9 protein-coding genes are annotated in these 12,330 nt (G+C 61.3%); 3 read left to right on the plus strand and 6 right to left on the minus strand.

Translation table 11 applies throughout. The features are described 5' to 3' along the window. Nucleotides 1–8 precede the first annotated feature (8 nt). Nucleotides 9–794, minus strand: coding sequence for an SDR family oxidoreductase (locus tag EDD52_RS15575; RefSeq protein ID WP_132246624.1), 786 nt, complete (start codon nucleotides 792–794; stop codon nucleotides 9–11). 643 nt (nucleotides 795–1,437) lie between these two features. On the opposite strand from EDD52_RS15575, the gene EDD52_RS15580 reads away from it, so the two are divergent. Then, entirely contained in the window at nucleotides 1,438–1,854 is a 417-nt protein-coding gene (locus EDD52_RS15580; protein ID WP_132246626.1) for a universal stress protein, read from the plus strand. Between the two features lie 45 nt (nucleotides 1,855–1,899). Then, on the plus strand, nucleotides 1,900–3,540 hold the full coding sequence (locus EDD52_RS15585; protein WP_132246628.1) for a BCCT family transporter: 1,641 nt from the start codon (nucleotides 1,900–1,902) through the stop codon (nucleotides 3,538–3,540). Nucleotides 3,541–3,665: 125 nt separating this feature from the next. Here EDD52_RS15585 and EDD52_RS15590 read toward each other — a convergent pair whose 3' ends face one another. From EDD52_RS15590 to EDD52_RS15610, 5 genes are all read right to left on the minus strand, one after another. Further along, nucleotides 3,666–4,445: a tellurite resistance TerB family protein gene (locus EDD52_RS15590; protein ID WP_132246630.1), complete on the minus strand. Its 780-nt coding sequence runs from the start codon at nucleotides 4,443–4,445 to the stop codon at nucleotides 3,666–3,668. 168 nt (nucleotides 4,446–4,613) lie between these two features. After that, a complete protein-coding gene (locus EDD52_RS15595; protein WP_132246632.1) occupies nucleotides 4,614–6,032 on the minus strand; it encodes a protein adenylyltransferase SelO in 1,419 nt (472 codons plus the stop codon). Between the two features lie 39 nt (nucleotides 6,033–6,071). Then, nucleotides 6,072–6,518, minus strand: a complete 447-nt coding sequence (locus EDD52_RS15600) for a GNAT family N-acetyltransferase (RefSeq protein WP_132246634.1) — start codon at nucleotides 6,516–6,518, stop codon at nucleotides 6,072–6,074. Then, the gene (locus tag EDD52_RS15605) at nucleotides 6,515–7,456 is read right to left on the minus strand and encodes a nucleoside hydrolase (protein WP_132246636.1); all 942 of its coding nucleotides are present in this window, start codon (nucleotides 7,454–7,456) and stop codon (nucleotides 6,515–6,517) included. The genes EDD52_RS15600 and EDD52_RS15605 overlap by 4 nt, the downstream gene beginning before the upstream one ends. A 437-nt stretch (nucleotides 7,457–7,893) precedes the next feature. Further along, a complete protein-coding gene (locus EDD52_RS15610; protein WP_132246638.1) occupies nucleotides 7,894–10,509 on the minus strand; it encodes a calcium-binding protein in 2,616 nt (871 codons plus the stop codon). A 657-nt stretch (nucleotides 10,510–11,166) separates the two neighbouring features. On the opposite strand from EDD52_RS15610, the gene EDD52_RS15615 reads away from it, so the two are divergent. After that, nucleotides 11,167–12,318 carry an RsmB/NOP family class I SAM-dependent RNA methyltransferase gene (locus EDD52_RS15615; RefSeq protein ID WP_132246640.1) on the plus strand — a complete coding sequence of 384 codons (1,152 nt, stop codon included), beginning with the start codon at nucleotides 11,167–11,169 and terminating at the stop codon, nucleotides 12,316–12,318. Nucleotides 12,319–12,330: the final 12 nt, after the last annotated feature.

Below are 12,330 nucleotides of genomic sequence, written 5' to 3' on the forward strand. Positions count from 1 at the left end.
CAAATTATTCATCCTTGTTCAGGGGTTGCGGCGCTGCCCGCAAGTAGCCCGCCGTCAATATTCAGCTCCGCACCGGTCATGTAGGCCGCCTCGTCCGAGGCCAGAAGCACGGCCAGCGCGGCCACCTCTTCGGGCGCACCGAAGCGCCGCAAGGGCGTGTCAGCGACAAAGGCTGCCACACGGGCTTCGCGCTCCGGCCCGTCGCCCAGCATCGGGTCCCACATCGGGGTGAGGATGGCCGCCGGATGGATCGAGTTGCAGCGGATGTTCAGACCCTGTTCCGCGCAATAGAGCGCGACGGATTTCGTGTGGTTTCGCACCGCCGCTTTTGACGATGCATAGGCCGCCGCCGCCGGAATTCCGACAAGGCCGGAACGCGACGAGATGTTGATGATCGACCCTGCACCCTTGCCGCGCATCGCCCCGATTGCGTAGCGACACCCAAGGAACGTGCCGTCGAGGTTCACGGCATGCACGGCCCGCCAATCTTCCAACGAGGCATTTTCGGGGTCATGCGGGCGCATCGCTTCCTCGAAACCGGTGATCCCGGCATTGTTCACCAGCGTATCGCATTGCGGCCATGCAGCCGCCAAGCTGCGCCAGTCATCCTCTGATGCCACGTCCAGACGCTGATGATCGCCCCCTATTTCCTTGGCGACCCTTTCGGCACTTTCTGCGTCCTTGTCTGTGACCACAACCTGCGCACCTTCCCGCGCAAAGGCCGCGGCGATTGCTGCGCCTATACCGCGTCCACCCCCGGTGACGATGCAGGTTTTTCCGGTCAAACGGGTCATGACTGCTTTCTTCTCACGTCGGTCTGGACTTGTTCCCGCGCAGGCTTAGCCATGCGTGGTTGAGTTTCGTAATTTAGCCACTAAAGGGTAGTCGTAGTATCGTATACTATATCTGCAATGCTGCGCCATTGCCAGTCAATGGAAACAATCAGTTTTCGAAAACGTCCAATGACGTCCTAGGGTTGCGCCGCCTATTTAGTGTTCGCTCTCAAGTTGGCAAAACATGAAATAATCGCCAAATCCCAATGCCGAGCCCAAACCGTGATAGGTACCTGCGGTTCGCGGCCGACAACCAAGGTGACGGGCGAGCAAGGTTTTACATGGAAGCGTCAGTCCAATCTGGCCACCACGCTTCGCCGCGCTAGCTCATTCATCAACGACGTGCCATCGGCCTGTGGGCAAACGAGCGTGCACGGGTCCCTGCATCAGATCGGGTTGCACCGGTTCCGAGACGCAGATAGGGGTGCGCCACCAGATGTCGTTTGGTTTCTACGACAGGTCGTTTTGTGGCGTCGGATTTAAGGGATGCGCGCCACTCTGGGGTATCGAAGAGCCCGTCGGCCCCTGCGCCGCCATATCTTCGCAGCCGAATGAAATGCAGCAAGGCATCTGTTTTGCGACGCATGCGACAGGAGGGACAAAAATGTTTGCGACCATCATGATACCGGTGGATCTGGCCCATCAGGACCATTTGGGCAAGGCGCTGCAATGCGGCGCGGATCTTGCCCGGCAGTATGGATCCAGGGTGATCTATGTCAGCGTGGCCACCGCAGCACCAAGCTCGGTCGCGCATAATCCGGCGGAGTTCGATGCGAAACTACAGGGTTTCGCCGCATCGCAGGCCGAAACCCACGGGATCACGGCCGAGGCGCTGGCCGTGTTCAGCCATGATCCGGTGACGGACCTTGATCCGACTCTCTTGAAGGCCATCAAGGACACCGGGGCGGATCTGGTCGTGATGGCCAGTCACCTGCCCAGACTGACCGACTACATCTGGCCGTCGAATGGCGGAACCATCGCGTCGCATTCCGGGGCTTCGGTCTTCGTGGTGCGTGGATGACTTCGCATCCGACCAATTGGAAATGAAATAAAACGAGGGGTCAAAATGACCGACGAAAACACCAATCAGGGCATACCCGAGCCGGAAGGCGAGGCCGCCCTGATCGACACCGATTACGAGATCGGACAAGACAATATCGACGGCTCTGTCGGGCCGTTCGGCTTTGATATTCATAACCCTGTCTTCCTGATATCAGGGCTTTGCGTCTTTTTCTTCGTGTTCTACGCGCTGGCTTTGCCCGAACAGGCAGGATCGGTGTTCAGCTGGCTGTTTTCCTTTGTGACAAAGGGCTTTGACTGGTTCTTCATCGGCGCGGCCAATATCTTTGTCCTGTTCTGCTTTCTTCTGATCGTCACGCCTTACGGTCGTGTCCGTCTGGGCGGGGCAGATGCGACACCGGATTATTCCTATCTTGGCTGGTTCGCGATGCTCTTTGCCGCTGGCATGGGCATCGGGCTGATGTTCTACGGCGTTGCCGAACCGATGAGCCATTTCAGCAGCTCTCTCGGCGGAACGACCGTGGGTGAAGACGGCATCCGGACCGACTGGGCACCACTTGGTGGCGCAGCAGGGGATCAGGCAGAAGCCGTTCGTCTGGGCATGGCTGCCACGATCTTTCACTGGGGTTTGCACCCTTGGGCGATCTACGCTGTCGTGGCGCTAAGCCTCGCGCTATTTTCTTATAACAAGGGTCTGCCGCTGACGATCCGCTCAGCCTTCTACCCGATCCTGGGCGAACGTGTCTGGGGATGGTGGGGCCACTGCATCGACATCCTTGCCGTCTTTGCCACGCTGTTCGGGCTTGCCACATCGCTGGGCTTCGGCGCGATCCAGGCCAATGCCGGCCTGAACGAGCTGTTCGGCATCCCCATCGGGTCAACCACAGAGGTCGTGCTGATTTCCGCCATCACCGCTGTGGCGTTGATCTCTGTCCTTCGCGGGCTTGATGGCGGGGTCAAGGTCCTGTCCGAGATCAACATGGGGCTTGCTTTTGCGCTCTTGCTATTCGTGCTGCTGGTCGGACCGACATTGTTCCTGCTGACCGGCTTTTTCGACTACCTTCTTGCCTATGTTCAATACCTCCCCGCACTGGCCAACCCGATCGGTCGCGAGGATGTCAACTTCAGCCAGGGCTGGACCTCGTTCTACTGGGCCTGGTGGATCAGCTGGTCACCGTTCGTGGGCATGTTCATCGCCCGCGTCAGCCGTGGCCGCACGGTGCGCGAATTCGTCACCTGCGTTCTTCTGATCCCCAGCCTTGTCTGCGTGCTGTGGATGAGCGTTTTTGGCGGTGCCGCGCTCAACCAGGTCATCGCGGATGGCTATACGGCGGCACAGGACGCGGATCTGGAGATCAAGCTGTTCAAGATGCTGGCGGAACTGCCACTGGCCTCGATCACTTCCTTTATCGGGATCGTGCTTGTCATCGTGTTCTTCGTAACCTCGTCGGATTCGGGGTCGCTGGTGATCGACACGATCACGGCAGGCGGCAAGGTTGACGCGCCGGTACCGCAGCGGGTCTTCTGGTGTGTCTTCGAAGGTGCGGTGGCCATCGTTCTGCTGCTGAGTGCGGGCGGTCTGCAATCGTTGCAGTCCATGGTGATCTCCACCGGCTTGCCCTTCACGGTCGTGCTGCTGGCGATGTGCTGGGCAATCTGGCGCGGCCTGAGCACAGAGGCACGCTGAACAAACAAAAATGGGCACCGCGCATGTCGGTGCCCATTTGATCTTGCGGGTCTGGCCTGAAGGATCGGACCACCACCTGTTAGCAAGCGAATCCGCCCAGAAACGAGCTTTCGATTGATCGACGCTCAGGCGTAAAGAGGCTGCATCCCAAGCTGGACATGCATTGCGTTGACCGCGGCTTCTGGAATTTCCAGCGCCTGTGCAAGCTGATGCAGGTATTGCGCCTCGGCCTCTGTGTCGACCCGGATGGTGGTCAGCGAGGCAGAATAAACCTGCATCTTCTGCGCGGCAGGCGTATCGGCTGCCAGCCCCTCGACATCGACATCGGCCGCAAGCTGGGCCTGAATGAAGGCGATGTCCTCGGCATCGGCATCGTCGCCAACGGTTTCAAGGATCTTCGCCTTCTCCTCGGCGTCAATGCCGCCATCGGCCTTGGCGGCCTGGATCATCGCGCGCAACATCAGGGCGGCCGCAGCCTCGGCATCGGGCATCACCTCGGCGGTGTTGAACTGGTCGATCAGGCTGCTCAGCCCCTTGCCCTGCGCCTGCGCCATCGCGCCGACACCGGCCAGCATGCCTGCCAACCCGGTGCCGCCCCCCGAGCCGGAGGACAGAAGGCCGCCTTTTTCGCCGCCCTCATCTGCCTGCCCGCCGCCCATCAGGGCGGACAGGTCCAGTCCGCCTTTCTTCATCTGATCCATCAGGCCCTGCAAGGGATTGTCCTGACCCGCCGCACCGCCCGGAAGCTGTGACATCATATCACCCAGCCCGCCGGTCTGCTCTCCCTTGATCTGAGCGCCGCCGCCCAGCAAGCCCTTCACGCCCTGACCTCCTGACAGCTTGTCGACTCCGCGTGCGGAGGCATATCCGATGGCGATCTTGGCCAGTGTCCCCATAAGGCTCATGTGGTCTCTCCCTGCTGGTTTGCATCAAACTCAGCAGTCACCATGCCATGTCAGGGCCAAGCTGTAACCGGAAATCTGCCGGAACACCGAAAGCGGCAAAGGTTTATGCCGGATACAGCGCCCGGTACCCGCGATCTGCGACCTGCAGCAGGTGGCGCGCAGGTCGGATCAGGTGCCGCAGAACGTGGCGGGGACAACCTCGGCGGGCAGGGGCGGTCTTGCCATATCCTCTGCCTCCGGCTGGTCCTCATAGGGGCGCGACAGCACCTCCAGCATCCGGTGGAAGGGCGCGTCATCGCCCGCAACCGCGGCCTCGATCATCTGCTCCACCCGGTGGTTGCGGGGGATGAAGGCCGGGTTGGCGGCGCGCATGGTCTTCTCTGCCTCCGGTTCCGCCTCCAGCCGCTGCATCCAGCCTTCGGCCCAGCGATCAAAGGCTGTCGGATCGGTGAACTGGTCGCGCGCCTTGCCGGTGGGCAGGGCACGGAACGTGTTGGTGAAATCGGCCTGATTTTCATCCATCGCCGTCAGCAAGCTGCCGATCAACGCGGCATCCTCGGGCCGGGGAGTGGCAATGCCGATCTTGGCGGCAAACCGCGCTAGCCATGCGGTGCGGATCTGCGTGGCCATGGCCTGCACGTCTTCGGTAAAGCCCTTCACCGCCGCGTCCGTGTCAGGCATCAACGGCACCAGAGCGGTCGCAAGCTGCGCCATGTTCCAGATGATGATATCGGCCTGATTGGCATAGGCGTAGCGACCCCGCCGGTCGATGGACGAAAACACCGTGTCGGGATCGTAGACATCCATGAAGGCGCAGGGGCCGTAATCGATGGTCTCGCCCGAGATCGCACAGTTATCCGTGTTCATCACGCCGTGGATGAACCCAACAGACATCCACTGCGCGACGAGATCTGCCTGCGCAGCAATCACCGCCTGCAACAACCCGCGCGGCCCATCGGCATCCGGGTAGTGGCGGGCGATCGCGTGCTCCGTCAGCTCGCTCAGCGCCTTGCTGTCCTGCCGCGCGGCGAAAACCTGGAACGTGCCCACACGAAGATGGCTGGAGGCCACGCGCGTCAGTACAGCGCCGGGCAGGGCGCCTTCGCGGTAAACCGGCTCTCCGGTGCGGACAGCGGCTAGCGCGCGGGTGGTAGGCACGCCAAGCGCATGCATCGCCTCGGAGACGAGGTATTCGCGCAGCACGGGGCCAAGCCAGGCGCGCCCGTCACCGCCGCGGGAATAGGGTGTGCGGCCCGATCCTTTGAGTTGGATGTCGCGGCGAAGGCCATCCCGGCCCACCGTTTCTCCCAGAAGGATCGCGCGGCCATCGCCAAGCTGCGGGTTGAACTGACCAAACTGGTGTCCGGCGTAAAGCTGCGCCAGCGGGGCTGCGCCAGCGGGCAGATCGTTGCCCGCAAAGATCGCAGCAAGACGCGGATCATCGGTGCCGGTCATGCCCATTTCGGCCGCCAGCGCGTGGTTGAACACGATCAGCTCCGGCGCGGCCACCGGCGTCGGCGCTTGCCGGGTGAAAAAAACATCGGGCAGGGCGGCGTAGGAATTATCGAAGGGGATCGTTAGTGTCATGGGACTCACATAGGCGTTGGGGCCGGGAATGCCAGTGGTCTAAAGCACCCGCGACATGAAGAGGTATCCGTCGCGCGGGCGGAACCCGGCGCGGGTGTAAAAGCGGGTCACCGGTTCGTCGTTGCGATCCGCCTCAAGATGCAGGGCGCCCACGCCGCTGTCCCGCAGCGCATGGGCAAGGGAATTGACCGCCTCGAACCCCATGCCACGGCCACGCACGGCAGGGCGGATGTAAAGTTCGTCAACAATGCCGTCCAACCCGCCGAATTCGACCGACCAGCCGAAGGTGACAACAACATATCCGACCGGCGCCTTGCGTGGCCCGATCAGCCAGATGGCACCATGCGGCGAGCCCTCCAGCAAGGGCGCAATCGCGGCGCGCTGGTGGTCCTCGTCCGTGCCAAATCCCTGATGTTCGTGAAAGGCGGCCACCATCGAAAGAAGCCGGGGCAGATCGTCAGGGCCTGCAAGGTGAAGGGTTTTCATAGCCGGGCCAGCCGTTCGGTCAGAAGGGTGAAAAAGCCGTCAGCGTCGAGATCCCCCATGAAGGTGGCGTTGCGCGGCCGGTCGGTCACGCCCCACCAGTCGGCAACCGTCATGCCAAGCGTCAGCTCGGACGTGGTTTCAACCTCGACATTGATGTGGCGGCCATGGAACAGATCCGGCTGGATCAGGTGTGCCGTCACGCAAGGGTCATGCAAAGGCGCGCCTTCGCTGCCGTATTTCTCCTTGTCGAACCGTTCGAAGAAATCGGTCATCAGCGCCACGGCTTCGCCCACCGGAGTGCTGAGCGCGCGGAACGCGTCATTGCGATGTGGTGTGACAAGCGCCTTATGGGTCACATCCAGCGGCATGATGGTAATCTTTGCGCCGGATTTCAAAACGATGTCAGCGGCTTCGGGGTCGACATAGATGTTGAATTCAGCGGCGGGGGTGATGTTGCCCACCTCGAAATAGGCGCCCCCCATCAGCACGATCTCGGCAATCCTGGGCGCAATGTCAGGCGCCCTTTGCAATGCCGTGGCGATGTTGGTCAGCGGCCCTAACGGGCAGAGCGTGACAGTGCCTGCGGGATGCGCGCGCAGCGTCTCGATGATGAAATCGACGGCATGGGCATCTTGCAGTGGCATCTTTGGATCGGCGAGTGTTGGTCCGTCCAGCCCGGTCTTTCCGTGGACATGCTCGGCCGTAACCAATTTGCGTTTCAGCGGCGCGTCACAGCCCGCAAAGACGGGAATGTCAGTGCGGTTTGCAAGTTCGCAGACGATACGCGCATTCTTCTGCGTTAGGGCCAGCGGCACATTGCCAGCGACAGCCGTGATGCCCAGCACCTCGATCTCTTCGGGAGAGGCCAGCGCCAGCAGAATGGCCACCGCATCGTCCTGACCGGGATCCGTGTCGATGATGATCTTGCGTGCTGTCATGTCTGCGCTCTCCCTGTCGGTCCGCCGCGCCGCAAGACGCGTTTTTCCGACAACCGTCTGACAGAGCCTTGTCAACGTCGCAAGCAAAATGGGCGTGTGAAGGCGAGACAGCGCCGAGGGGTGGGTCCGCGAATTGGGGCGCTGGACGACGACCACGCAAGCGCAGCTTTCACTTGGGTTGCGAACGGAGACCCCTGCGGCGCGTCAGTTCCAACGCCGCACCCGCCGCCAGCGAGGCGGGCGTTGCGGCCCATCGTCAAGTTAAGGACTGCCGGGCCAGCACAAGAGCCGTCGCTCAAGGCGGTCCATCCGCAGTGTCGCGCTCAACTTTGGGGGCAAACCGTTGCCCAGCGCGCCTGTAACGGTCTGCGGCATGGAAACGAAGAAAGGCGGCGACATATCTGCCGCCACCTTCGGTGTCATGTCGCTCGCGACGATCAGGCGAGCAGGTCGATGAGGTTACCATATAGCGACAGGTTGATCTCGGTGTCACCGGCACCATCAATCAAGGTCCAGAGGACTTGGCCCGTAGGATCGAAAGTCACGAATGCCTCGTCGATTGCGGCATTTCCGGCCCCGGTATTGGCGAAATGCACGGAAAAGTCTGCCGCGGTGGCTCCGCCTGCGCCGTATAACAGGACATCGCCTTCGGTGGCTGTATAGTCCTTGACCCAGTCGGTTCCGTGAGTGCTCGAACCGGCATGGTAGAACCTGTCGGCATCCGCCCCGCCCGTCAGCCGGTCGTTGCCGTAGCCGCCATTGAGGAAGTCGAAACCGTCCCCGCCGGACAGCATGTCTCCCCATTCTGATCCGGTCAGCTGGTCATTTCCGTCCTGACCGAGGAGCGTGTCGGCCCCCGTTCCGCCGTCAATCACATCATCGCCGTCCCCGCCGTAGACCAGGTCATTTCCGGCGCCGCCGTCGATCGTATCGTCGCCCAGACCGCCGATGATGACGTCACCCGCGTCAGAGATTGCATCGCCGCCGGTAAGCACATCGTCACCGTCGCCACCATTGACCGTGTCGGCCCCTGCGCCACCATCAAGCTGATCCGCACCGGCAAGACCGATAAGGCGGTCATTGCCCTCCAGCCCATCAATGATGTCATCCCCGGCAGTCCCGACGAGAAGGTCGTCTCCTGCGGTGCCGAGGATTGGCTCGGAAACGTTGGATTCGCCCGGCGCCATGGTCAGGAAACTGGAGGCTGTCAGGAATTCAGTCACGCCCTGAAGCGTTACCAGATCAACGCCGTCGATGGCCAACTGCAAATCTCCACCAACCACGGTCTGGGTGATGTTGGTGTCCACCATGATCGTATCGATGGTCATGGGCGTGACATCCAGACCGATCAGGCCGAGGACGTCCTCGCCCGCGATGAAGTCGGTGATCACCGAGTTCTGAATATCGGCAGTCGTCGGCGCACCGTAGGAGAGAACGAAGAAGTCAGAGTCCGCCCCGCCGGTCATGGTGTTGCCACCCTGGCCGACAAGGTAATCCTCGCCCGCGCCGCCCGAGATGGTCTCGCCCGCGGCATAGGTGGTGATCTCTTCGTAGCTGAGCACCAGTTCCGAGCTGTAGATCGACGTGGGCTTGATATCGCCCTTGACGTAGACGGCCACATCGAAGGCCGATGTCATATTCAGGCCGTTATCCGTGACCGTGCCTGCCGCGTTCTGCCATCCGGCACTGATCGCCAGCGGCGAGAACGGGTTTTCCCAGTCCAGAAGGTTGATGACGGTCTGCGTCTCTGCGCCAACGATGTATTTCTCTTCACCGTTTTTCACCGGAGGGGGCGTGGAGGGATCTTCGGGGATCACGACGCTGGGCAGGTCCTGACCGTATTTGTCAGGCTGAAGCCGCCAGCGGGGCCCGACAACATATTCAGTGCCGTCTGCATTCAGCTCCGGTTCAAACGGCTCACGGTCCATGGTGGTGTACCAGGCGTTGGTGAACCCTTCGGCGCCATCAATCGCCCCGATCGCGGCCATATCAGAGGTCGCCCACGCCGCCGCAAGGGCCGGATCTTTCAGAACGGTCCCGGCCGGATAGAGCGTGCCGTCGCCGGCATAATAGTCATCGGTCGTGACCCAGGAACCATCCGCGAGGATTTCGTAGGTCGGCAAGGTGCCGATCGCGAATTCGTTTTCAAAATCCTCGGGGCGGATCTGATCGTTCGGGTTGTTGGTGATCAGGTGGTGGGTGACAAGCTCTGCCGCAGTGATCTTGTAGAGCGGCTGAATATCCCCCTCGGAATCCTTGGTATCCCATTCCGACGGCAGGTCCAGCGTTGCTTCGAGCCGGATGTCGTTGGGTTTTTTGATCGTGTTGCCCCAGCGGTACAAAAGCTTGCCATCGTCCTTCAGCGTCACCGAATAGTCGGCGCTGGCGGCGATGTTGATGTCGATCTCGGTCTCGTTCGGTTCCAGAACGTCCTTCAGATCGGCCACGCCGTCGCCATTGGCATCGCCCGCATCCGCGATTGCATCCGCCGCAAGCCAGCCGTCATAGGCCCCACCGATCATGTAAAGATCGTTATCCAGCGGATAAACCGCATCCGGATCGCCGGGATACTTCTGATCCGACAAGACGTTCTGCATGACGACATAGTGTTCGGTCGATGCTTTCACGGTGTTGCCACCCAGACCTGACAGCCACGTCCCCAGAACAGCAGGTGTCTTGAACGTATCGGTCGGAGAATCCGAAACGGTGATCCCGATTTGCTGACCGTAAGTGCCGGTGATGTCGCCCGCCCAACCCTCTGCATATTCCGGGTTCAGCACGAAATCCTTTTCCTCGGCGCCGACAAAGTCAGTCACGATGAAGCCGAATTCGCTGTTGATCGGGTAAAGATTTGTGCCGTCTTTGGCGACAAGCGGCGTAGCCGAGAAATCGATCACCGGCGTTTCGCCGGGTGCCACGTCACCTTGGGTCAAACCAGAGTAGGTGCCGGTGACATCGGCGGTGCTGTAGACATGTACGGATGTAAAATCCGGGGAGGTGTTCAACGGCTGATCGATGTCGATTGCGTTGCTCGGGTCAATAATTACGGCCATTTTGGTCTCCTCACGTTTGAATACCGGTTCGTGTCCTGAGGACCTGTTGGTGTCAGGCCGCGCTGTTCCGGCGAATGTCGGCTCTCTGCCTGAGAGCGCGGCTCCCGGTTGTCTCGTGGCATCAAGACCGCCAAAATCGCGCCTTCACGGATATGTTATGTGCAGAAAGTGAGATGTGTTCTTGACCGAAATCAATTTTTCTAAATAAACTTAAATCCCGGGTGATGAGGCGTATGACGGCATGGGCTCGGCCCTGTCATCCGTCTGAATTTTTTGAGGAAAGGGAGGCTTGCGAGCCGATCCAACCGCAGAGGTTCAGGCGCATCAATCGGCGGTCAAATCAGCGTCTGTGTTTGGTGCAGCCATGATCTCAGCCCCTTTGGCGCGCCACAGATCGTCAGGACATTGCAGCGCCGCCGAAACAGCATTCGGGCAATCTGCGCGACCACTTGATCGCGACGGGCGCAGCGCGGGGGTTCGCAACCCACCGCGGGCATTGCCCCATTGCGGTCAGCCTTTCATTCAGCCGGTTTTCGGCGTAGGGGCAGAAAGGATCGGATCCCTGCAAGACCCGGTTCTGCAATGACATGCGGATGTGCTCCGCCCGTTTCGTCCGGGCTTTACGCTCCGGACAATTGGATATGAGGAGTTTTCCAGATGACGCCAGCAGCACGGTATCAGGCCGCGATCGAAGTTCTGGATCGCGTGGGCTCCGGGCTTGCGGTCGAGCAGGCCCTGACGAACTGGGCGCGCGGTGCGCGGTTTGCCGGATCAAAGGACCGCGCGGCTGTGCGTGACCATGTCTATACGGTCGTCCGTCGTCGGCGCAGCTGCGCAGCCCTTGGCGGTGGTGAGCATGGCCGGGCGCTTGTGCTGGGTCTTTTGCGGGACGAAGGGGCGGACCCGGCGACAGTCTTTACCGGCGAGGGTTACGCGCCCGATCCCCTGACCGAGGCCGAGCTGTCTCTTGGCCATGCGCCCGAAGGTGCTGCCGCACTGGATTTGCCGGACTGGTTGCTGCCGCTGTTCGAGGCGTCGCTCGAGGATCCCGAGGCAACCGCCCTGGCGCTGCGTGATCGCGCGCCCGTGTTTCTGCGCATCAACACGTTGCGTGGCGATGTTGATACGGCGCAACAGTCGTTGCTGCCCGAAGGGGTCCAGACCCGCCCGCATCCGCTCTCTCCCAGCGCGCTGGAAGTCACCGAAGGGGCGCGACGCGTTCACCTGTCGCAAGCTTACGCCGATGGGCTGGTGGAGCTTCAGGACGCGGCAAGCCAGGCCGTGGTCGACAAACTGCCGCTGCGCCCCGGCATGCGGGTGTTGGATTACTGCGCCGGCGGCGGTGGCAAGTCGTTGGCAATAGCGGCAAGGCTGTCCGGGCCGGTAGAGGCGCATGACGCCGATCCGCGCAGGATGTCCGATCTGCCCGCGCGTGCCATGCGCGCAGGCGCCGAGGTTGACCTCGTTGATCAGCCTGTCGGACCCTATGATCTGATCCTGTGTGATGCGCCATGTTCGGGGTCGGGCGCATGGAGACGGTCCCCGGAAGGCAAGTGGCTGTTGACCGCAGAGCGCCTGACGGAACTGCAGGACATCCAGTCGGAGATATTGCAGAGCGTGGCCGACTTGGTGGCACCTGATGGGGTGCTGGCCTATGCCACCTGTTCTGTTCTGGCAGAGGAAAATCGCGCGGTGGTTGACCGTTTTCTGGATGCGCATCCGGGATGGCAATACACAGAACAACACCAGTTCCTGCCCAGCCAGGGCGGGGACGGTTTTTTCCTGGCTCTTTTGAAAGCAAAGGCTTGACCGACGTTTTCA

Source organism: Primorskyibacter sedentarius (assembly GCF_004342065.1).
Classification (GTDB): Bacteria; Pseudomonadota; Alphaproteobacteria; order Rhodobacterales; family Rhodobacteraceae; genus Primorskyibacter; species Primorskyibacter sedentarius.

Excerpts from the sequence above, each read along its gene's own strand:
- EDD52_RS15575 (WP_132246624.1), bottom strand. The coding sequence starts at position 794 with ATGACCCGTTTGACCGGAAAAACCTGCATCGTCACCGGGGGTGGACGC.
- EDD52_RS15580 (WP_132246626.1), top strand. The coding sequence starts at position 1,438 with ATGTTTGCGACCATCATGATACCGGTGGATCTGGCCCATCAGGACCAT.
- EDD52_RS15585 (WP_132246628.1), top strand. The coding sequence starts at position 1,900 with ATGACCGACGAAAACACCAATCAGGGCATACCCGAGCCGGAAGGCGAG.
- EDD52_RS15590 (WP_132246630.1), bottom strand. The coding sequence starts at position 4,445 with ATGAGCCTTATGGGGACACTGGCCAAGATCGCCATCGGATATGCCTCC.
- EDD52_RS15595 (WP_132246632.1), bottom strand. The coding sequence starts at position 6,032 with ATGACACTAACGATCCCCTTCGATAATTCCTACGCCGCCCTGCCCGAT.
- EDD52_RS15600 (WP_132246634.1), bottom strand. The coding sequence starts at position 6,518 with ATGAAAACCCTTCACCTTGCAGGCCCTGACGATCTGCCCCGGCTTCTT.
- EDD52_RS15605 (WP_132246636.1), bottom strand. The coding sequence starts at position 7,456 with ATGACAGCACGCAAGATCATCATCGACACGGATCCCGGTCAGGACGAT.
- EDD52_RS15610 (WP_132246638.1), bottom strand. The coding sequence starts at position 10,509 with ATGGCCGTAATTATTGACCCGAGCAACGCAATCGACATCGATCAGCCG.
- EDD52_RS15615 (WP_132246640.1), top strand. The coding sequence starts at position 11,167 with ATGACGCCAGCAGCACGGTATCAGGCCGCGATCGAAGTTCTGGATCGC.